At 59.0% G+C, this 19632-nt stretch carries 20 protein-coding genes; 12 read left to right on the plus strand and 8 right to left on the minus strand.

Annotated features, from left to right (window positions below; translation table 11 throughout):
* The first annotated feature begins 48 nt into the window (after positions 1 to 48).
* From PH558_RS21275 to PH558_RS21290, 4 genes are read left to right on the plus strand one after another with little or no spacing between them, the layout of a single operon-like run.
* On the plus strand, positions 49 to 768 hold the full coding sequence (locus tag PH558_RS21275) for an ABC transporter permease (protein ID WP_285206322.1): 720 nt from the start codon (positions 49 to 51) through the stop codon (positions 766 to 768).
* Positions 768 to 1508 carry an ABC transporter permease gene (locus PH558_RS21280; protein WP_095438781.1) on the plus strand — a complete coding sequence of 247 codons (741 nt, stop codon included), beginning with the start codon at positions 768 to 770 and terminating at the stop codon, positions 1506 to 1508. The genes PH558_RS21275 and PH558_RS21280 overlap by 1 nt, the downstream gene beginning before the upstream one ends.
* Positions 1505 to 2272: an ABC transporter ATP-binding protein gene (locus tag PH558_RS21285; protein WP_095438782.1), complete on the plus strand. Its 768-nt coding sequence runs from the start codon at positions 1505 to 1507 to the stop codon at positions 2270 to 2272. Before PH558_RS21280 ends, PH558_RS21285 begins: the two co-directional genes overlap by 4 nt.
* Before the next feature lie 32 nt (positions 2273 to 2304).
* A complete protein-coding gene (locus PH558_RS21290) occupies positions 2305 to 3162 on the plus strand; it encodes a transporter substrate-binding domain-containing protein (RefSeq protein ID WP_095438783.1) in 858 nt (285 codons plus the stop codon).
* Positions 3163 to 3495: 333 nt separating this feature from the next.
* Here PH558_RS21290 and PH558_RS21295 read toward each other — a convergent pair whose 3' ends face one another.
* From PH558_RS21295 to PH558_RS21305, 3 genes are all read right to left on the minus strand, one after another.
* Positions 3496 to 4407: an NADP-dependent oxidoreductase gene (locus PH558_RS21295; RefSeq protein ID WP_285206323.1), complete on the minus strand. Its 912-nt coding sequence runs from the start codon at positions 4405 to 4407 to the stop codon at positions 3496 to 3498.
* A gap of 80 nt (positions 4408 to 4487) precedes the next feature.
* Entirely contained in the window at positions 4488 to 4754 is a 267-nt protein-coding gene (locus tag PH558_RS21300; RefSeq protein ID WP_095438784.1) for a hypothetical protein, read from the minus strand.
* Between the two features lie 27 nt (positions 4755 to 4781).
* On the minus strand, positions 4782 to 5213 hold the full coding sequence (locus PH558_RS21305) for a CBS domain-containing protein (RefSeq protein ID WP_095438785.1): 432 nt from the start codon (positions 5211 to 5213) through the stop codon (positions 4782 to 4784).
* A gap of 444 nt (positions 5214 to 5657) precedes the next feature.
* Here PH558_RS21305 and PH558_RS21310 point away from each other — a divergent pair, with 444 nt between their 5' ends.
* Positions 5658 to 5855, plus strand: a complete 198-nt coding sequence (locus tag PH558_RS21310; RefSeq protein ID WP_285206324.1) for a DUF2934 domain-containing protein — start codon at positions 5658 to 5660, stop codon at positions 5853 to 5855.
* 122 nt (positions 5856 to 5977) lie between these two features.
* Positions 5978 to 6334, plus strand: a complete 357-nt coding sequence (locus tag PH558_RS21315; protein WP_095438787.1) for an avidin/streptavidin family protein — start codon at positions 5978 to 5980, stop codon at positions 6332 to 6334.
* Between the two features lie 287 nt (positions 6335 to 6621).
* Here the strand turns inward: PH558_RS21315 and PH558_RS34255 are convergent, their stop codons facing one another.
* Together PH558_RS34255 and PH558_RS21320 are read right to left on the minus strand one after the other, a co-directional pair.
* Positions 6622 to 6903 carry a DUF308 domain-containing protein gene (locus PH558_RS34255; RefSeq protein ID WP_350223819.1) on the minus strand — a complete coding sequence of 94 codons (282 nt, stop codon included), beginning with the start codon at positions 6901 to 6903 and terminating at the stop codon, positions 6622 to 6624.
* 184 nt (positions 6904 to 7087) lie between these two features.
* Positions 7088 to 7819 (minus strand): GntR family transcriptional regulator, encoded by a 732-nt coding sequence (locus PH558_RS21320; RefSeq protein WP_095438789.1) that lies wholly within the window; start codon positions 7817 to 7819, stop codon positions 7088 to 7090.
* Between the two features lie 124 nt (positions 7820 to 7943).
* On the opposite strand from PH558_RS21320, the gene PH558_RS21325 reads away from it, so the two are divergent.
* The 6 genes from PH558_RS21325 to PH558_RS21350 all read left to right on the plus strand — a co-directional run bounded on the left by PH558_RS21325 (position 7944) and on the right by PH558_RS21350 (position 15845).
* The gene (locus PH558_RS21325; RefSeq protein ID WP_285206327.1) at positions 7944 to 8996 is read left to right on the plus strand and encodes an amidohydrolase family protein; all 1053 of its coding nucleotides are present in this window, start codon (positions 7944 to 7946) and stop codon (positions 8994 to 8996) included.
* Between the two features lie 4 nt (positions 8997 to 9000).
* Complete coding sequence (locus PH558_RS21330; protein ID WP_285206328.1) at positions 9001 to 9894, plus strand: VOC family protein; 894 nt, start codon at positions 9001 to 9003, stop codon at positions 9892 to 9894.
* A gap of 26 nt (positions 9895 to 9920) precedes the next feature.
* Positions 9921 to 11504 carry a bifunctional 3-(3-hydroxy-phenyl)propionate/3-hydroxycinnamic acid hydroxylase gene (locus tag PH558_RS21335; RefSeq protein WP_285206329.1) on the plus strand — a complete coding sequence of 528 codons (1584 nt, stop codon included), beginning with the start codon at positions 9921 to 9923 and terminating at the stop codon, positions 11502 to 11504.
* Between the two features lie 48 nt (positions 11505 to 11552).
* Positions 11553 to 12863 (plus strand): MFS transporter, encoded by a 1311-nt coding sequence (locus PH558_RS21340; RefSeq protein WP_285206330.1) that lies wholly within the window; start codon positions 11553 to 11555, stop codon positions 12861 to 12863.
* Positions 12864 to 12905: 42 nt separating this feature from the next.
* Positions 12906 to 13754, plus strand: a complete 849-nt coding sequence (locus PH558_RS21345; RefSeq protein WP_285206331.1) for a fumarylacetoacetate hydrolase family protein — start codon at positions 12906 to 12908, stop codon at positions 13752 to 13754.
* A gap of 123 nt (positions 13755 to 13877) precedes the next feature.
* Positions 13878 to 15845, plus strand: a complete 1968-nt coding sequence (locus tag PH558_RS21350; RefSeq protein ID WP_285206332.1) for a glycoside hydrolase family 3 protein — start codon at positions 13878 to 13880, stop codon at positions 15843 to 15845.
* A gap of 302 nt (positions 15846 to 16147) precedes the next feature.
* Here the strand turns inward: PH558_RS21350 and PH558_RS21355 are convergent, their stop codons facing one another.
* Genes PH558_RS21355 through PH558_RS21365 form a run of 3 tightly spaced genes read right to left on the minus strand, consistent with a single transcriptional unit; the run spans position 16148 to position 19608 of the window.
* Entirely contained in the window at positions 16148 to 16426 is a 279-nt protein-coding gene (locus PH558_RS21355; protein ID WP_069614130.1) for a transposase, read from the minus strand.
* A gap of 7 nt (positions 16427 to 16433) precedes the next feature.
* The gene (locus tag PH558_RS21360) at positions 16434 to 17879 is read right to left on the minus strand and encodes an HlyD family type I secretion periplasmic adaptor subunit (protein WP_285206333.1); all 1446 of its coding nucleotides are present in this window, start codon (positions 17877 to 17879) and stop codon (positions 16434 to 16436) included.
* A gap of 13 nt (positions 17880 to 17892) precedes the next feature.
* The gene (locus tag PH558_RS21365) at positions 17893 to 19608 is read right to left on the minus strand and encodes a type I secretion system permease/ATPase (protein WP_285206334.1); all 1716 of its coding nucleotides are present in this window, start codon (positions 19606 to 19608) and stop codon (positions 17893 to 17895) included.
* Positions 19609 to 19632 lie beyond the last annotated feature (24 nt).

Consider the following 19632-nt stretch of genomic DNA (forward strand, 5'->3'; position numbering starts at 1 on the left):
TAAAACCATGACTTCCCTTGCCCACATCCATTCTTTCAGGTCAAGCGCATGAACCAGCCAACCCTATTCGAGCTTGCTGGCTTCGGTCCGGATGGCTGGGGTCATGCTCTCCTGGCCGGCGCCTGGATGACCATTCTTGTCGCAATTGCCGGCTATGCAGTCGGCGCCTGCATCGGAACGCTCGGCGCGTGGGGCAAGATCGCCGGCAACCGTTTTGCCCGCGCCACGGCGGATGCTTATACGACGGTTCTTCGCGGCATCCCCGATCTGCTGGTCATCTATCTCTTTTACTTCGGCGGCAGCGCGGTCGTTACGGCCATCGGCAAGATGTTCGGGGCGGAGGGCTTCCTCGGTTTTCCGGGTTTCCTGGCTGGTTCCCTTGCTGTCGGCGTCACGTCCGGTGCGCAGTTCACCGAAGTGCTGCGCGGCGGGTTCAAGGCCGTGCATCCTGGTGAGATCGAGGCCGCCATCGCCTGCGGAATGCCGCGCTGGCTGCGCCTGCGCCGGATTATCGCGCCGCTGACCTTGCGTCATGCGCTGCCGGGGCTCGGTAACGTCTGGCAGGTCGTCCTCAAGGAGTCGGCGCTGGTCTCGATCACCGGCGTCGCCGAATTGCTGCGCCAGGCGCAGGTCGGCGCGGGGTCGACGGGACTGCCGTTCGATTTCTACCTGATCGCAGGAGTGATCTATCTGATGATCTCGACCCTATCCAGCCTGATCATCCGGCAGGCCGAGCGCCATCTGTCGCGCGGTGTGAGGAAACGCTGATGGATTGGCAATTCCTTGAAGAGACTTTCGTGAGCCTTGTCGCGGCGATCCCGTTGACGATCGAACTTGCGGTGACGTCGATCTGCCTCGGCGCTATCCTCGCATTGCTTCTGGCGCTCGCTCGCCTGTCGGGCGTCACCGTCCTCGACTGGTTTGCCCGGCTCTACGTTTTCGTCTTTCGCGGCACGCCGTTGCTCGTCCAGATCTTCCTGATCTACTACGGTCTCGGCCAGTTCCCCGTCATCCGTCACAGCATTTTATGGCCGTTTCTGCGCGATCCCTATTGGTGCGCCGTCCTGGCGCTGACACTGAATACCGCGGCCTACGCCAGCGAAATCATCCGCGGCGGTCTGCTCTCGGTGCCGCATGGGCAGGTGGAGGCTGCGCGAGCCTGCGGCATGCATCGTCTCATGATGTTCCGGCGCATCATCCTGCCGCTTGCCATCCGCCAGGCGCTGCCAGGCTATGGCAACGAGATGATCTCGATGGTGAAGGCGACATCGCTTGCCTCGATCATCACGCTGATGGAAGTCACGGGCGTTGCGGCGAAGATCATTTCGGAGACCTATCGCGCCATCGAGGTCTTCGTCGTCTCAGGCGCCATCTACCTGGCGATCAACTTCGTGCTGACGCGCCTCATCCAGTTTGCCGAATACCGGCTGAGCCCGCATCTGCGCCCGCCCGTGCCGGTGATGCGCGATACCGCCGCTGCGGCGGCCCCTGTAGGAGATCCACAATGACCGTCATGCCAATCGCACTCAGCGTGCGCGACATGCATAAGAGCTTTGGGCCGGTCGAAGTGCTCAAGGGTATCTCGCTCGATGCGCTGGAAGGCGACGTCGTCTCGATTCTCGGCTCGTCAGGCTCTGGAAAATCGACATTCCTGCGATGCATAAATTTGCTGGAGACGCCCGATTCCGGTGAAGTGACCGTGGCGGGCGAAACGATCCGCATGCAGCGCACAGCCCGTGGCATCCATCGCCCGTCTGATGGAAGGCAGGTTGATCGCATCCGTTCCCAGCTCGGCATGGTGTTTCAGAGCTTCAATCTCTGGTCCCACAAGACGGTGCTGGAGAACGTGATCGAAGCGCCCGTCTACGTCCAGGGCCGTTCGCGCGCCGAATGCGTCGAGGAAGCGGAAGCGCTGCTCGCCAAGGTCGGTATCGCCGACAAGCGCAATTTCTATCCGGCTCATCTTTCGGGGGGACAGCAACAGCGCGCGGCCATCGCGCGTGCGCTCGCCATGCATCCGAAGGTCATGCTGTTCGATGAACCGACATCGGCGCTCGACCCCGAGCTTGTGGGCGAGGTCCTGAGGGTCATGCGCGCGCTCGCCGAGGAGGGACGCACCATGCTCGTCGTTACGCATGAGATGGGCTTTGCGCGCGATGTCTCGAGCCGCGTCATCTTCCTGCACAAGGGCGTCGTCGAGGAAGACGGCAAGCCGCAGGATGTCTTTGCCGGTTCACGGTCCGAACGCTTTCGCCAGTTCATCAGCCAATAATTTCAAGCTCAATTACAATGGGGAACTCGATCATGAAATACCTGACCGGACTTCTGACTGCGATCATGATGGTCGCCACCCTCGCGACGGCGAGCGTCGTGCACGCGGAGGACAAAAAGTGGACGCATATCACCATCGCGACCGAAGGCGCCTTTCGCCCATGGAATTTCACCAAGGCGGACGGCAGCCTCGACGGATATGAGATCGAACTGATCAAATATCTTTGCGATCACATGAAAGTCGAATGCACGACCGTCATCCAGCCCTTCGACGGCATGATCCCGGCGCTCAATGCGGGTAAATTCGACGCGATCATTTCCGGCATGTCGGCAACCGCAAAGCGGGAGGAGGTCATTGCTTTCAGCGATTCCTACGGTACCACCGGCCAGACTTTCGCAACCCTGAAGGATTCCCCCCTTGTCGATCTTCCCATGAAGGGCCAGGTGTTTTCGCTCGCGACGGATGAAGCCGGCGCGGCCAAGGCGCTGAAGGAACTCGAACCGATGCTCAAGGGCAAGACGATCGGCGTGCAGACGGCATCGATCGCGGCAACCTTCCTCGACAAATATCTGAAGGGCGTTGCCGATATTCGCGAATACAAGACGACCGAGCAACATGACCTCGACCTGAAGGCGGGCCGCGTCGATCTCATCATGGCGTCAATGGCCTATCTGTCGACGGCGGCGGCAAAGCCCGGCAATGAAGATATGACCGTAACCGGACCTCGCTTCCAAGGCGGCCTTCTCGGCCGCGGCAGTTCCGTCGGCCTGCGCAAGGACGACACTCAGCTGAAGACGATGTTCAACGACGCGATCGCAGCGGCAAAAGCCGACGGCACGATCGCAAAGCTGTCTCAGAAATGGTTCGGCTTCGACGTGACCCCGAAGTAACTCCACAACGAAGCCAAGCATTCGCCTTCGTCGCACGGCCTTTGATCGTGCCGAGCAAGGTCGGGGAAATGCTTCTGCCTCCTTGCAAACTATTCTTCTTGCGACGAAGCCATGCTCCGCGGCCTCCGAGGCCGCGGAGCAATTCCTATCGATACCAGCAATCTGAAATCATTGCGCCATGAGTCTGACGACCAGATGGGGCGGCTCAGCGAGACGTTGGATATCGATGCAAGCATTCGTGCTTGAGCACACCCGGCATGACTGGCTCTTGTTGCGCATGACGCTCGCCGTGCATCATGGCGGCGCAGGAACCACGGCCGCCGCCTTCACCGATCAGTCCACGCTCAGAACGATTTTTCCTTGGACGTGCTCGTTTTCCAGGGTTCGTTGCGCGTCGGCGGCCTTATCAAGCGGAAAGACCTTGTGGAGGAGGACTTTGACTTGCCCTTGCTCTATCAGATCGGCGATTTCATGAAGCTGGTCCGCATTCGGCTTGGCCATATAGCCGGCAACCCGAATATTTCCGGATACGGTGTCTGGTCGTTCCGGCTCGCCGAGTGTCGACACCAGAATTCCTCCGTTCTTGATAACTCCGAACGAACGTTTTTGTGTTTCACCGCCGACAAGATCGAAAACCATATCGACGGGATCAAGCGCATCCTCGAAACGTTCGGACTTGTAGTCGATGACTTGATCCGCCCCAAGGCGCCGGGCAAGATCGGTGTCCAGGCCCGAGACAGTCGTGGCGACCCAGGCTCCCTTCGCCTTCGCGAACTGGATCGCGAAATGGCCAACACCTCCACCCCCTCCATGGATCAAAACCCGCTCACCGCTTCGAAGGCGGCCATGATCAAACAATCCCTGCCATGCGGTCATGGCGGCGAGCGGAATGGCGGCCGCTTCCTCGAAACTGATCGACGATGGCATTTTCGTGAGCAACGCCGCCGGAACGGCGACGTATTCCTCATAGCCACCATGCTTCATGCCGAGGAACGCGATTACGCGATCGCCGCTGGCAAAGCCCGTAGCGTTGCGACCAAGAGCCTCGACAGTGCCCGCGAGATCGCGTCCAAGAACAATCGGCAGGTCACCTTGCTTGACCGCAGGATAGCCGCCTTTGCGGATCTTCCAATCGACAGGATTGACACTTGCTGCCGCGACCCTGACCAAAACCTCGTTTTCACCGGGGGAGGGACGTTCGATCTGATCAAGCCGCAATACGTCGGCATCGCCGAATTCATGCATTCTAATGGCCATCATCTTGGGCATGTTAAACTGCCTTTCCAGGAATTATCACTGCCGCCGGCGTAAGCCTGCCGCCGACATCACGACCGATTGACGAATTTATTGAAGCGACTTTCGCGACCGTCCTCCGTCTCCTCCTGATGGAGGAACGCCAACTTGTTCTCGTCGAAAATCCGGAAGAACTCGTCCCAGCCGATTTCTTCGAAGTTTTGCTCGGGCTCACCAAAATCGATCCGCAACAGGCCGCCATTGCCGCCGGCGCTTTTCACACGTGATGGACGACCGTCTCTTGCTTCCACCCATTGACGGATTGTTTCATGGTCTGTCGTTGTTTTTGATGCAGACATGGCGTCATTCCTTCGATGATTGCTGGTTCAGGTCTGCGAATGCGCTCCACCGGGTCGGGAGATCTCGGCGAGCGCGGGACCGGCGGACCCATCAGCCATGGAAACGGCGAGATCTCCGAGCGAGAGTATGCCGACCAGTCGCTTGTCTCGGTTGAGCACCGGCAGCCGCCGTACCTGGATGTTCCCCAGGTTTGTCATCACGTCGTCGACATCGTCATCCTCGAAGCAGTATTTAACTTCTGCCGACATCACGTCACCAATCCTGGTGTCGGGTCCTTTGCCGCGTGCCACTGCGCGTACTGTAATGTCGCGATCCGTGATCATGCCCACGAGCTTATCGTTCTCGCCGACAGGAAGAATGCCGGCATCCAGATCGGCCATCATGACCGCGGCGTCGCGGATGGAATGGTTGGGATTTACGACGCGCACGTCGCGCGTCATTGCTGCGTTCACTTGCATGTCTATTGTCCTCCTTGAAAGAAAGACCCAAACTCGCCTAGGCATCCAGAGTTCCTTCATCGGAGCAAAAGCAGCTGAAAAATGCATCGCCGACTGCCAAAGCGGAACTTTTAGCCATGCCCTCTTGAGCGGGCGCCGTGCGCGCCATCTTCGGCGAGGCACCATCGCACGCACAATCTACGCGCGCTTCTCCGCAATCCAGAGGGAACTTTCGATCTCGTGGTCGATTAGATCGCCACTATGAGGGCAGGCACGAATATGGGCACGCGACGCCGCTTCGAATGGCACCGACCAGCAGGGGACGCTGCGTATACGCAAGAAAGAAAACGCCGTCACAGGCTTTTTTGATTGGAGCCTTCCTGGTCAGACGGGAATGGAGCGCGGCATCGCCAGCGATGCCGTTCAAGCTTGAGAAATCCGCATTCAACATTGAGGAGCAAGTCAATGAATGACGATGAAGCCAAGCGCCGTGAGCGAGCCTATAGGATTTGGGAGCAAGAAGGGCGGCCCGAAGGGCGCGATCTCGATCATTGGCAGCGGGCCGAAGAGCAGCACCAGGAGACGGAGCGCGAGGCTGATACATCTCCGGTCTCTGGAGCCAAAGGGAAAAAAGCAGGCTACACACGTCCTATTCGTGAATAACGCTCCGTAAGTCTGCCGGCGTCTGTGTAAGGATTTGTCGAGGAATTCGGTTGACCGACCCCGAACAGGCCCGCAGCGTCTGATCGACTTGCGGCCACGATAACGTCAAGGAGACATCCGTCATGAGCTGGATTGGAATTTGGCGCAATCAATATGGCTCCACGGTCACGATCACCGACGAGCAGGATGGCTTAATCAGAGGGACATTCAAGACTGCTCTGCAAGATAGTGCCTTTTTTGGCTCCGAGTTGCCGGTGGCTGGCGTTTGGTTCGACGATTGCATAAATTTCGCTTTTGGAATGGCGGGCAAAGGTTCGACTTCCATCTGCTCATTCACAGGAATGCTGCGCGAGAAAAAGCTTCAGACGATCTGGCATGTTGTGACCAGCAGGAAGCCCGAGCAGTCCGGTCGGGCGCGAAAGCTCGGCTGGGCTCATTCCGTGCAAACCAACGCCGATACGTTCGAGCAAATATCCTAGTGTGCGTCGTATGGAATGCGGGTGCCCGCCGGATAGATCTTCGGTTTGGCATCCTTGGGCATCGGCCAACATGTCGCCTTGGCGCGTGTCCATGAGGGCTTCGAAGAGCAAGGAAGCCTGAGATCGATTCTTGTCTGCCCTTGCACGTCCGAAGAGGTCCGGGCGTCTTGATCGGGGTTCTTCATGCGGCGCGGCATAGAAGCGGTCGACAGACAATCAGTTTCGAGGCTCGCGTGGCGGGCCGCCACGAGATACTGCGACTTTTGCTGGCCTGAGGGGACGGGTTCCTATGGCGCACCGGAAGCGACGATCCACGCCCAGCCTTTTGTCGGCTTCGCGCGAATGCCGATAAGCAGTCGGAGTGCGCCAGCCGACAAGGTGAGCACTGCAAGCAGCAAGGTTAGGATCACGGAGGCGAGCGCAGGATTGGCGAAGGCAGTTGCACCGGCTATTGCATAGAATAAGCCACTGACGAGCCACAGTAAAAAACCACCCCACGTCCTGACGCTGAAAGCATGCAGAACCTGCAATGTCCCAGCCATGGTCATAAGGATGCCGACATAGAAGATGGCTGTATGCTAAGCGGCAAACGGTTGCGCGCCATCATGGCTTGTCCGATTGCTAAATTGTTCACTTGTCTTCTGCATCCGTGCAGGTGGAATCTAAGTGTCGACCAAAGCCGCTCATCACTCGGAACGACCGCGATCAGTTGCGTGGAACATCGTGCGGATATTTCAACGTGTTAGCTCCGCTTCAGGCATCTGATTGCATAGCGGCAGCGGCAGCGTCGTTATTTGTCGCGCCGAGATCAGCTCGGATGATGTCGGCCGTTTTCTCATAATGAAGCTGCAGCAGGCGTTCGGCTTCTGCGGTATCTCGATCGAGCACGGCTTTCAGGATGGCTGTATGTTCGTCGCTGACCTTGCGCACGCGAAAGGCTTTGCGGATCGAAAGCGCTCGATAGCGGTAGAGCCGATCGGCAAGCTGCTCGCAAAAGCCTATCAACGGTTTTGATCCACAGCCTCCAATCAGCAAGGCATGGAAAGCGCGATGAAGCCTTTCCCATTCCGGATTGTCCTCGAACTGCTCCGCATTAAGCGAACGCGGCGTGCGCTCCAGCCGGTGATGGGCGACTAAAAGCGCCTCTTCCCAGTCGGGAGTTGCATTCGCCATGGATTCCCGCAGGGCCAGCGTCTCCACCCAGCAACGTGTTTTCGTCAGCTCGTGTAATTCGTCCAGACTGATGGGTTTGACGAAGAAGCCGCGCTGTTCCTTTCCGATGACGAGATCTTCTGTCGTCAATCGGTTCAGCGCCTCCCGCAACGGAGTCTGGCCGGCATCGTAGTGCTCGGTCAGGAAGCGCAGCTGAAGCTTTCGGCCAGGCTCCAGGCGCGTCGAGAGAATGTCGGCCTTCAGCCGCTCATAGATGCTGGTTGCCAATGTCGCGGGGCTTTCAGCCCCTTTCTTCAGCAGGTTGACGTTCATGGTGCTCTCTGGCTTGCAAATCGCTTTTTATATACACGAGGAAGCGGTGGCATAAAATTTATAAATTTTATCTTTACGTGAAAAAGTTTGTACATTATCACAGGTCATAACGAGGGAGGGCTCAATGAGCGGAACGGAAAAGCGAGCATCAGGCGCCTTTGCGAACGGCTGCGCTTGTTGCGGCATTGATATCCACTGTCACGTAGTGCCCGCACGCTTTCCGCTTGCGACTGGGAATGCTCCCATCCGCGGCTGGCCCTCGATGCTTGCCGCGGGTGCTTGTCACGCAACGGTCGTTATCGACGACAAGCCTTATCGCACGGTCAGCGATGCTTGCTGGGTGGCCGAACGGCGGCTGGAGGAGATGGACAGGACCGGTATCCGCATCCAGGCTCTGTCTCCCATGCCTGAGCTCTTCGGCTATTGGATCGAAAAGACTGCGGCCCACGACTTTGTCCGATACGTCAACGATGCGATCGCCGTGATGATCGGGCAGGGCGGGGGTCGTTTCGTTGGGCTCGGTGGCCTTCCTTTTCAGGATATTGATCTTACGATTTCCGAGCTGCATCGCATTATCGGCGAACTCGGCTTTCGCGGCGTCGAGATCGGCAGCAACGTCAATGGCGTGCCGATCGGTGATCCTCGTTTCCATCCCATTTTTGCGGAGGCGGAGAAGCTGAATGCAGTTGTCTTCGTGCACGCCGTGCGGCCGACTGGCATGGATCGTCTCGTCGGGCCAGCGCCGCTTCAGCAGGTGCTCGGCTATCCGACCGATGTCGGGTTGGCGGCAGCATCCGTGATCACCGGCGGGCTGCTTCAGAAATTCCCGAAACTGCGGATCGCCTTCAGCCACGGTGGCGGCACGTTTGCCTCGCTGCTGCCGCGGCTGGAGCGGGGCTATTCGACCTTCCCGGCGCTCAGAGAAATCATGCATGAGAGCCCTGCCGCGCAGGCGCGGCGTCTCTATGTGGATTCGTTAGTTTTCGATGCGGACATGCTACGCCGCCTTGTCGCCGTCTTCGGCGAGGAGCGCATAATGATCGGCACCGACTATCCCTTCAATTTCCGCGAGAAAGAGCCTGTCGCTGGTATCGAGGAAGCGTTTGCGGATGCGAGTTTGCGCGAGCGCCTGACATTTGCGAATGCGCGCGCTTTCCTGGGTTTGGATGAGGTTTGATCCTATGACTGAATTTCCTGTCATCGCTTTGCGCAGCGTGGAACTGGGTACGCCCGATCTCGCCTCGTCTGTCGACTTTTATACCCGCGTCTGGGGACTGGATGTCGTCGCCGAAGTGGAGGGCAAGGTTTTCCTGGCGGCAACGGGTGCTGATTTTCATGTGCTGGAATTGAAGCAAAGCGACCGTTCGGAATTGCGCAAGATCAGTTTTCGCGTCGGTTCGGCTGAAGCGCTGGCGTCGCTTTTCGCAAAGACGATTGCCGCAGGCTGTACTGCCCTGCGCGACATCGGACCCGCCGATGGTCCCGCCGGTGGCGAGCGTTTCGTCATCCGCGAGCCGCAAGGCGCTGTGCTCGAATTCGTACACGGCGATCGTCGCAAGCATGGCCGCGTGGTTCCCACCCGGCCGGAACGTCTGGCGCATGTCAACATCAACAGCGCCGAGATCGAGGCGCTTTCGGACTTCTATCGTAATGTCCTCGGTTTCCGTCTGACGGACCGATCGAAACTCATGGCCTTCCTGCGCTGCAATGACGACCATCATGCGGTCGTGCTGGCCGAGGCTCCGGTCAATGGGCTGAACCATGTCGCCTTCCTGGTGCCCGATCTCGAATCTGTCATGAGAGGCTCCGGTCGCGTCGTCGATCACGGCTATCCGATCGGCTGGGGTGTGGGCCGGCATGGGCCGGGCGACAACGTCTTTGCCTATTTCGTCGACCCGCAAGGCGTAGTGATCGAATATACCGCCGAAGTTCTGCAGGTGGACGACTCCTATCGCTTCCGAGGGCCGGAGGAATGGGTCTGGCCGCCCGGCCGGACCGATCATTGGGGCATTGCGCCTCCCAAAAGCGAAGCCTGCAAGACGGGACAGATTTCCATCGGCTTTTCCGGCGCCTGATGCGCCCAATAGACATTTGCAGAGGCATGCCTGTGACGAACGATAACGATATTTCGAACTCTTATGACGTGCTGGTGGTCGGCTTCGGCCCGGCTGGAGCCGTGGCCGCCGGCATGCTCGGCGCGCGAGGCCATTCCACGCTCGTCGTCGATCGGCTGACCGGTATCTACGACAAGCCGCGCGCTATCGCGCTCGACCACGAAATCCTGCGCCATTTCGACAATATGGGCATTGCCGACGAGGTGCTTCCCCATATCGCACCGTTCACGGCCTCCCAGCATTTCGGCGCGGAGGGGCAGCTCATTCGCCGTATCGACATGGTGCCGGAACCGTATCCGCTCGGCTACACCCCGAGCATGGTGTTTACCCAGCCTCCGGTCGAGGCCGTGCTGAGACGGCATGCCGAGAGCTTCGACTGCGTGACGATAGAACTTGGCACGGAAATGGTCGATCTCGATCCACGGGCAGATGAAGTGGTGGCAACGCTTCGGGATTCGTCCGGCAAGAGCCAGAGGATCGCAGCGAAATATGTGATCGGCTGCGACGGGGCGTGGAGCCGTGTGCGTGAACTGTCGGGAATGAAGCTCGAGGATCTCGTCTTCGACGAGCCGTGGCTTGTAGTCGATGTGCAGGTACATGAAACCGCGCTGGGCAAGCTGCCGCAGACTTCGGCCCAGTTCTGCAATCCGGCGCGTCCGACCAGCTACATCATGGGGCCTAAGAATCACCGCCGCTGGGAAATCATGCTTCTGCCGGGCGAGGACCCACGCGAGATGGAAAAGCCCGACAATGTCTGGCGGCTGCTGTCGCCCTGGCTGACGCCGGAAGACGGCGAGCTGTGGCGGGCTGCGGCCTACCGCTTTCATGCGCTCGTTGCCGACGAATGGCGGCGGGGGAAGGTCATGATTGCCGGCGATGCCGCGCATCAGCAGCCGCCCTTTATCGGACAGGGCATGTGCCAAGGCCTGCGTGACGTTTCCAATCTCGTCTGGCGGCTCGACCGCATCCTAAAGGGGCAGTCTTCCGAAGCGCTGCTGAATACCTACACGGTGGAACGCAAGCGGCATGTGCAGACGCTGACCGGCAAGATCAAGGCGATTGGCCAGACGATCTGCGAACGCGATCCGGAAGCCGCCGCGGCGCGTGATGCCCGCATACTTGCTGAGGGCGGCGGTCGGCCTCTTACCATTACCCGGCAGGAAATCGTTCCGCCCATCGAGGATGGGCTGATCGCCGAAGAAGGCACGCCGGCGCGAGGATTGTTGTTCCCGCAGCCGGCAATCGTCGAAGATCCCGTTTCCCGCTTGATGGATGCCTTTACTGGACCGGAATGGCGGCTCGTCCTCGACGGTCGCCGAATCGGGATGGCGGAGGGAGAAGCACTCGCCGAAGCGATCGACGGGATCGTGGTGAAAGCTGTTGTGCCCGGAGATGCAGACGCAATCGATCCGTCGGCATTCCGGGAGAAGGATGGCGTGCTCTCGGCCTGGTTCGAGCGGCACGGCGCGGTCGCAGCGCTCGTGCGTCCTGATCATTACGTTTTTGGTGCTGCCCGCAACGTTGAGGCGCTTCGCCAGCAGATCGCGGACTTGCGCGCTCGCCTTGCATGAGTCCCGTGTCGGCAGTTGCAGTTTTCTTTGAAGTTCTGGGAGGAACATATGTCTGAACCAACCATCGATACCGTCAGCAAATGGCGACCTTTTGCCGTCCTTATCCTGCTTTTCCTGTTCCAGACGCTGAACTTCTTCGACAAGCTCGTCTTCGGCCTTTCCGCCGTGTCGATCATGAAGGACCTCGGCATTTCGCCACAGCAATTCGGCCTGATTGGCAGCAGTTTCTTTCTCCTGTTCTCGATTTCGGGCGTTCTTGTCGGCCTCTTCGTGATCGGCCGCGTCCCCGTCAAATGGATCCTTGTCATTCTGGCGGCAATCTGGTCGATCGCGCAGATCCCGATCTATTTTACCAGTTCGGTGACAGTTCTGGTCGCCTGCCGCATCCTGCTCGGCCTCGGCGAGGGACCTGGGCTGCCGACGGCGTTGCATGCCTGCCATAACTGGTTCAGCCCGCAAAAGCGCAGCGTGCCGAGTGCCGTCGTGCTGCAGGGCATCAGCGTCGGCCTGCTCGCCGGCGGACCGATCTTGACCTATGTCATCGTCAATTACGGCTGGCGTTCGGGCTTTCTGTTCTGCGGGCTGATCGGCGTTGCCTGGATCATCGCCTGGCTGCTCATCGGCGGCGAAGGGCCGCATGCCGTCGCGGAAAATGAAAAGGCTCGCGCCGTAGTGGGAGAGACCCCGATCCCAGCCCGCAAGCTCTGGCTCGACCCCACCGTGATCGGTGTCATCATCATGTCGACCATGTCTTACTGGATCGTCGGCATGTCCGCCACGTGGCTGCCGCCCTTCCTGCAGCAGGGCCTTGGCTATTCGCAGACCGAAACCGGCTCGATTATTTCGGCCGTCTATATCTTTCAGTCGCCGTTGTTGCTGATCGGTTCATGGATCGCGCAGCGCATGCTTCAGAAGGGCGCCAGCAAACGCGCTTCCCTCGGTAGCGCTTCTGGCTATGCGCTTCTCGTCAGTGGATTGGCGTTGATCGCCTCGGTTCATGTTAGCGGTCCATTACAACTGGCGCTGATCGCGATCGCTTTTGCTGCTCCAAGTCTGACTACGATATACGGCCCGATCACGCTCGGTAGCGTCGCGCCGGCGGTCCAGCGGGGCCGGCTGATCGTCGTGATCTATTCGGCAAATGCGGTGTCCGCACTCGCATCCAACGCCGTCACCGGCATGATCGTGCAGGCAGCCGGACCCGATCATGTCGCGGCCGGCTATGCAAATGCCATGCTGTTCACGGCCGCAATCCTCATCATCGGCGCAATTTCCGCCTTCGCACTGATCTTCCCGGATCGCACCATCGAGCGCTTCGGCAAGATGACGCGCTTCACCGATCAAATGCAGCGGGTGTGAAAGCGCCCGCCACCTAGTCTGACCCCCACAGGAGCAAGAACCATGAGACTGTCCACCGTCAAGATCGCCAGCCGCACGACCTGGGGCGTTGTCGAGGACGATCGCTTCCTCGATGCCGGCGCGGTTCTCGCATCGCGCTATGCCGATCTCAAATCGGCTGTAGCAGCCGGTTTTGCTGGGGTAGCCGAGGCTGCCGGTTCCGCTGCCGCCACGCCGCTAAGTGAAGTCGAATGGCTGCCGGTCATTCCCAATCCCGACAAGATCCTCTGCGTTGGGCTGAACTATGAAATGCATCGCAAGGAGACGGGGCGTGCGGAGGTGGAAAACCCGACGATCTTTGCCCGCTACGCCAATAGCCAGACGGGCCATCTTGCCCCGATCGTGCGCCCGAGGGTCTCGACCGAGCTTGATTTCGAAGGCGAACTGGCGGTCATCATCGGCAAATCGGGCCGTTACATCACCCGCGATGAGGCCATGGGATACGTTGCCGGCTATGCCTGCTACAATGACGGCAGCGTGCGTGATTTCCAGCGTCATACGCATCAGTTCACGCCGGGCAAAAATTTCCCTGACACGGGCGCCTTCGGGCCTTGGATGATGACGCCGGATGAGCTCGGTCCTCTGCCTGATCTTCGCATTCAGACGCGTCTCAACGGGACGGTCGTGCAGGACGCCACCTTCGGTCAGATGATCTTCGATATCGCCCGGCAGATCGAATATTGCTCCAGCTTCACGCGGTTGGAACCGGGCGACGTCATCGTCAGCGGCACACCAGGCGGGGTTGGCGCCAAGCGGCAGCCGCCGCTGTGGATGAAGCCGGGAGACGTCGTGGAGGTAGAAATCGACAGGCTCGGTATTCTCAGCAACCCGATCGTTGATGAAGTGCGTTAGCTTCGTGGCTGCGAACTGATGAGGATCGACAGGCCTTAAGGGTCCGCAAAAGCACTTGAGGTGGCGCGGTTTGCGCCCCTTCAATTTGCCGGGATCGATTGAAATTCTTCGGGAGGGAATGCCATGAAACAGTTCATTGCCTTATGTGCGGCCGTATCGTTGATCGCTTCAACAGCTTTATCGCAGGAGCAGCCGGCGCTTTCGACCCGCATCGCCAAGACGCTGACCATTGACGGGCTTTCCTTCAAGGATCTCAATCGCAATGGCAAACTCGATCCTTACGAGGACTGGCGCCTCCCGGCTGCCGAGCGGGCCGCCGATCTCGTCAAGCAGATGACGTTGGAGGAGAAAGCCGGCCTGATGATGCATGGCACTGCTCCATCCGTCGGCCTCGGTTCCGGCATGGGGATCGGGACCGAATATGATCTGGCGCGCGCCAAGGAGATGATCGACGGGCGCAAGGTCGTGACCTTCATAACGCGATTGGCGGGCGATGCCGCCCTATTGGCCGAGCAGAACAACAAGCTTCAGGAAATCGCGGAAGCTGGCCGACTTGGGATTCCGGCGACGATCAGCACCGATCCGCGCAACCACTTTCAGTTCGTGCTGGGTGCGAGCGTTGCGGCGGGCGGTTTCTCGAAATGGCCTGAAACCCTCGGGTTCGCGGCGATCGGCGATGCTGCACTCATGCGGCGCTTTGGCGATATTGCCCGCCAGGAATATCGCGCCGTTGGCATACAGGAAGCATTGTCTCCGCAAGTGGATCTTGCCAGCGAGCCGCGCTGGCCACGCACCAACGGTACATTCGGTGAGGATGCGCAACTCGCCAAATCCATGGCGGAAGCCTATGTGGCCGGAATTCAAAATGGCGAGAACGGCATCAACAAGGACAGTGTCGTTGCCGTGGCCAAACACTGGGTCGGCTACGGTGCGGCAAAAGACGGTTACGACAGCCACAACGCCTATGGACGCCACGCGGCCTTTCCAGGTAATAATTTCGCAGAGCATCTCATTCCGTTTGAGGGAGCTTTCAAGGCGAAGGTCGGCGGCGTCATGCCGACATATTCGATCCTGGACGGCGTGACCCTCGACGGCAAGCCGCTGGAGCCGGTGGGCGCGGGATACAGTAAGCAGCTTCTGACAGACCTGCTGCGCGGCCAGTACGGCTTCGACGGTGTCGTTCTCAGCGATTGGCTGATCACCAACGACTGCAAGGGAACTTGCCTGGATGGCGAGAAGCCGGGCGTAAAGCCAATTTTGAACGAGGAAACCTTCGGCATGCCTTGGGGCGTGGAGGATTTGAGCCGTGTCGACCGCTTTGCCAAAGCCGTCAATGCCGGCGTCGATCAGTTCGGCGGTGTCACCTCTTCCGATCTTCTCGTTCAGGCGGTGAAGGAAGGAAAGATCAAAGAACAGCGCATCGATCGATCTGCAACTCGTATTCTTGTCCAGAAATTCGAGCAGGGCCTTTTTGAAAATTCCTATGTCGACCCGCAAAAGGCGCGGGCAATCGTTGGCAATGCGGCATTTGCTGCGGAGGCAACCCTTGCTCAAAGCCGCGCCATGGTCTTGCTCGACAACGAGGCTGGCCTGCTGCCTGTGACGTCAGGCAAAAAGGTGTTCCTGTATGGCATCGATGCAAAAATCGTGTCGGCACGCGGCTTTACTGTGGTGGCGGACGCCAAGGATGCCGATTTTGCGGTGATGCGTCTTAGCGCGCCCTATCAGCAGCCGCATATGAACTATTTCTTCGGTTCCCGTCAGCAGGAAGGCGATCTGGATTTCAAGGACGGTAATGCCGATTTCGAGACGTTCAAGGAAACGGCGAAGCAGGTTCCGACGATTGTCTCCATCTATCTGGCGCGTCCGGCAATCCTCACCGGAATACGCGAGCATGCCGGTGCGATCCTCGCCAATTTCGGCGCAAGCGACGCAGCCTTGTTCGATGTGATCGAGGGCAAGCAGAAAGCTGAAGGTAGGCTGCCTTTCGAACTCCCTTCATCGATGGACGAGGTGCGCGCGCAGAAATCGGATATACCGCACGACACCCGCAATCCGCTCTACCCGATCGGTTATCATATACGATACTGACCCATTATTTTCATTCATCGAAGCTAGGGCTCAAGCGGCGCGCAGCCTAGGGGACGAGGATGTGGGCAATCTGGTCGATCGCCCGTCAAGACCTCGCTTTCCGATCAAGCTTCGGAAATCGCCGCACTTACCGGCGCCTGAACAGTCGTTTGAAGCGCATCCTGGCAGCGTATGTGCCTGTCAGGATCGTCAACGGTGACGAAGGGTCGTGCTATATCGGCTATGATGGAAAGGTGAACTGATTTTCCAGCTTTAGCAATCGGATATCACGAACCTCTAGAAGGTGTGTGACTGATTGGAGGTTAGTTTCGCCCATTCGATGTCTTCGCCAGCATCTCGCTCAGCGTTGCCGCCGAGAGCATGGCTTCGGCTAAAAGTTTCTTGAGCTTCTGGTTTTCTTCCATCAGTGCTCTCATTCTTTTGGAATCGAGACCGGCATTTCCGAAATGAAGGGATTGCCATCGATAGAAGGTCGGCTCGCTGATGCCGTGCTTGTGGCAAACATCGGCAACCGTCACCCCAGCCTGGTGCTCTTTCAGTATGCCGGTAATCTGGTCGTCATCGAATTTTCTCTTGCCCATCACCGCTTCAGTCCTCACGAAATGCTCTGTGGAAACTGTCGATAAGTGGTCTGATGGCATAGAACGCCACGCTGCTTTTGCCCGTTTCGATCAGTGTCTGTACGGGCATACCTGCGACCAGTTCGACATCTTTCATTTTCGCCAACCGCTCGTCCGTCACTCGGATCGTCGCGGCGAAGTATGGCAGACCGCTCTGCGCGTCGGTGAGACGGTCGGCCGATACATACTCGACCCGGCCTTTCAGCAATGGAACGCGCCGCTGATTGTATGGAAGGAGGTGAACCTGCGCCTCAAGCCCCGCACGGACGAGATTGATGTCTTCCGGTCTGACGTGGGCGGACACGATGAGGCGATCGCTGCGCGGCACAAGATCGACGAGCGGCTCGCCCGCGCCGATCACTCCGCCAGCTGTGTGGACGCGCAGGTTCATGATTGTTCCATCTTCGGGGGCACGGATATCGGTCCTTGAAAGCTGGTCGTCGATCGCCCATAAGCGCTCGCGCAACTGCATGATCTGACTTTCCGTGTCGCGCATGCCTTGCGCGACTTCGCTCAGCCGGTCGCTTTCAAGCTTTGCGAGATCGGCCTGTGCCTCGCTGATCACCTGGTAGGCGCGCGAAATCTGCGCCTCCACCTGACCCCGCTGGCCGGCAAGGTCTGCTTTTTCCCGCTGAAGATTGAGAACAGTATTTTTTCGTTCCAATCCCTTGGCGTTGAGGGCCGTAACCTGATCCAGCTCCTGCTGCGAGATTGCCGCCCTGTCGGTTAGTGCTGCTTTCTGCGCGCCAAGCCCTACGATTTCCTGCCGCACCTGAGCGATCTTCTCGTTGGTGATGCCAACTTCCGCCTGCATGACCTGACGACGCGCTTCGAAGATTTTCCGTTGCCCAGTCAGAATCGCGCCGACTGAGGGATCTCTGTCCATTGCCGACCTGAGGTTCTGCGGAAAGGCGATATGGTCGGCGTCCGTCTGCTCGGCAAGCAGGCGGGCGCGGCTTGCTTCGGCGTCCCAAAGTTGCCCTTGAATATTGTCGCGCTCCGAGCGGGACTTCGTATCGTCGAGTTCTATCACGACTTGTCCTGCCGTGACGGCATCGCCGTTTTTGACGAGTATCCGTCGCACGATGCCGCCTTCCAGGTGCTGAATGGTTTTGCGGCTGGACTCTGGTTCGATGACGCCCGATGCAACTGCTGCGCTTTTCAGCGGCGCCAGGACCGACCAGATTCCCAATCCGACTATGAAGACTCCGATCAGCAGGTTCCCCGTCCATATAACGCCCCTGAGCCCCGGCATGGGCGAAGGGGGGGCGGGTCCGCGCTGTTTCGTCCCGAGCACCGGCGCGTAGGCCGCCGGTTGCTTGGCTGTCGCCATCGATCGTTCGGCAAAGCGCCGGCTCGCTCTCGACGAATTTGAAAATCTCGCCAGCGTTGCGTCCAGTTGAACAAGGGTCATGTCCCAGTCCCCTCTACGTTCCCGTTCGCGATGGCGGTTGAAGATAGGTTTCATAAATCCGCTCGCTGTCGCCGAAGGCAGCCACCGTCCCGTTGCGCATAATGGCGATCTTGTTGGTAACTGGCAGGATACCCATGCGGTGAGTTATGATAACAACAGTCATGCCTCTGGATTTCATGCGTTCAATTGCCTTGTGCAGCATGCGCTCGCCCTCATAGTCCAGGCTGGAGTTCGGATCATCGAGAACGATGAGGGACGGATTTCCATAGGCGGCCCGTGCCAGCCCCAGCTGTTGGCGCTGAGCGCGAAGGAGCAGGCTTCCACCTTCGCCGATATCGGTCTCGTAGCCCTTCGGCAGCCGCATGATCGCCTCGTGCAATCCAACCAGCTTCGCGGCATCGATCGCTTTGGCGGGATCTTCTCCATCCAGCCGGCCGATCACATCCTTGATTGCTCCGCCGAAGAGCTCGATGTCCTGCGGCAGATATCCGACGTGGCGGGTCCCTCCGCAAAGGCGCAGAGCCGAAATGTCTACCCCGCCGAGAAGAGCGCACCCGCTTGTTGCTTGCACAACGCCCGCTATGACGCGGCCTAGCGTCGATTTTCCCGATCCCGAAGGGCCGATGAGGGCGATGCAATCGCCAGGCGCCAGGCGCAACGTGATACCAGTTAGTATCTGCCTGTTGGCGAACGGCTGAATATAACCGACGTTATCGAGAACAAGGCCATTGGGTTCCGGGTGCGGCACTGTCCGGACATCGCGTTCCGACGCAACCGCGATCAGCATTCGGTTCAGGCGATTGAAGGCATTGCGAGCAAACATTAAGGAGCGCCATGCGCCTATTGCGCCCTCGATCGGTGCGAGCCCGCGCCCGAGCAGCAGACTCGCAACGAAGATGATACCGGGGCTGCTGTTGCTCGCGAGCACCAGCCATGTGGCAGACCCCATCAACAGGATCTGCGCGAGTGTCCGGATCGATTTGGAAAAACCAAGAATGATCTCCGTCCGATGCATCGCGATGTCCTGCGCCCTTCTTGCCATTTCCGCATCGCGATAGACCAGCAGCGCTGCACCATACTCCATGCCCATTGCCCGGATCACCTCGATGTTCTTGAGGGCGTTCGCGAATCGCAGATAGCTCCTCGAAAGGGCTAGATTGGCGCAGGCAAGCGGTTCTCGCGTCGCCAGTTCCGTGAGGAATGCAAACAGCAGAAGCGCTAATGCGCTCAGAAGACCGATCGCCCCAAGCAGCGGATGAACAAGAAAGAGCAGGAGCAGGAAGACCGGCGCCCAGGGGACGTCAAAAAACAGGGAACTTGCTGGGGAATCGAGAAATTGGCGTAGGGTGGTCAGGTCCCGGAAGCATTCCGTGGCGGCTCCTGCATCGGCGCGTGCAGCATATTCAAATGATGCAGTAAGCACCATGGGCCGTAGCCTGTGATCCAGCCAGCTGCCGATGCGCGAAAGAGCTGCCCGGCGCACGATATCCAGCGTTGCGCCGACCACCACAGCGACGGCGATGATCATTGTCAGCATCAAAAGCGTGTCGACGCTGCGGCTCGACAAGACCCTATCGTAGATTTGCAGGAGATAGACGGAAGGCGCTAGAAGGAAAAGATTGTAGCCACAGCTATAGAGGAAAACCAACCCCAGGGCTCCAGTGCAAGCCCGGAGCGCAACGACGAGCTGTGTCTGTGGGCGCGATGGCGTTACAGAAAGCGTTGCCATTATCCGATCTCGCTCCGCGTGAGA

Origin of the sequence: Rhizobium pantanalense, assembly GCF_030182525.1 — a bacterium.
Classification (GTDB): domain Bacteria; phylum Pseudomonadota; class Alphaproteobacteria; order Rhizobiales; family Rhizobiaceae; genus Rhizobium.

What these genes read in the sequence shown, in the direction of transcription:
- PH558_RS21275 (WP_285206322.1), top strand. Translation starts at nt 49, where the DNA reads ATGAACCAGCCAACCCTATTCGAGCTTGCTGGCTTCGGTCCGGATGGC.
- PH558_RS21280 (WP_095438781.1), top strand. Translation starts at nt 768, where the DNA reads ATGGATTGGCAATTCCTTGAAGAGACTTTCGTGAGCCTTGTCGCGGCG.
- PH558_RS21285 (WP_095438782.1), top strand. Translation starts at nt 1,505, where the DNA reads ATGACCGTCATGCCAATCGCACTCAGCGTGCGCGACATGCATAAGAGC.
- PH558_RS21290 (WP_095438783.1), top strand. Translation starts at nt 2,305, where the DNA reads ATGAAATACCTGACCGGACTTCTGACTGCGATCATGATGGTCGCCACC.
- PH558_RS21295 (WP_285206323.1), bottom strand. Translation starts at nt 4,407, where the DNA reads ATGCATGAATTCGGCGATGCCGACGTATTGCGGCTTGATCAGATCGAA.
- PH558_RS21300 (WP_095438784.1), bottom strand. Translation starts at nt 4,754, where the DNA reads ATGTCTGCATCAAAAACAACGACAGACCATGAAACAATCCGTCAATGG.
- PH558_RS21305 (WP_095438785.1), bottom strand. Translation starts at nt 5,213, where the DNA reads ATGCAAGTGAACGCAGCAATGACGCGCGACGTGCGCGTCGTAAATCCC.
- PH558_RS21310 (WP_285206324.1), top strand. Translation starts at nt 5,658, where the DNA reads ATGAATGACGATGAAGCCAAGCGCCGTGAGCGAGCCTATAGGATTTGG.
- PH558_RS21315 (WP_095438787.1), top strand. Translation starts at nt 5,978, where the DNA reads ATGAGCTGGATTGGAATTTGGCGCAATCAATATGGCTCCACGGTCACG.
- PH558_RS21320 (WP_095438789.1), bottom strand. Translation starts at nt 7,819, where the DNA reads ATGAACGTCAACCTGCTGAAGAAAGGGGCTGAAAGCCCCGCGACATTG.
- PH558_RS21325 (WP_285206327.1), top strand. Translation starts at nt 7,944, where the DNA reads ATGAGCGGAACGGAAAAGCGAGCATCAGGCGCCTTTGCGAACGGCTGC.
- PH558_RS21330 (WP_285206328.1), top strand. Translation starts at nt 9,001, where the DNA reads ATGACTGAATTTCCTGTCATCGCTTTGCGCAGCGTGGAACTGGGTACG.
- PH558_RS21335 (WP_285206329.1), top strand. Translation starts at nt 9,921, where the DNA reads ATGCCTGTGACGAACGATAACGATATTTCGAACTCTTATGACGTGCTG.
- PH558_RS21340 (WP_285206330.1), top strand. Translation starts at nt 11,553, where the DNA reads ATGTCTGAACCAACCATCGATACCGTCAGCAAATGGCGACCTTTTGCC.
- PH558_RS21345 (WP_285206331.1), top strand. Translation starts at nt 12,906, where the DNA reads ATGAGACTGTCCACCGTCAAGATCGCCAGCCGCACGACCTGGGGCGTT.
- PH558_RS21350 (WP_285206332.1), top strand. Translation starts at nt 13,878, where the DNA reads ATGAAACAGTTCATTGCCTTATGTGCGGCCGTATCGTTGATCGCTTCA.
- PH558_RS21355 (WP_069614130.1), bottom strand. Translation starts at nt 16,426, where the DNA reads ATGGGCAAGAGAAAATTCGATGACGACCAGATTACCGGCATACTGAAA.
- PH558_RS21360 (WP_285206333.1), bottom strand. Translation starts at nt 17,879, where the DNA reads ATGACCCTTGTTCAACTGGACGCAACGCTGGCGAGATTTTCAAATTCG.
- PH558_RS21365 (WP_285206334.1), bottom strand. Translation starts at nt 19,608, where the DNA reads ATGGCAACGCTTTCTGTAACGCCATCGCGCCCACAGACACAGCTCGTC.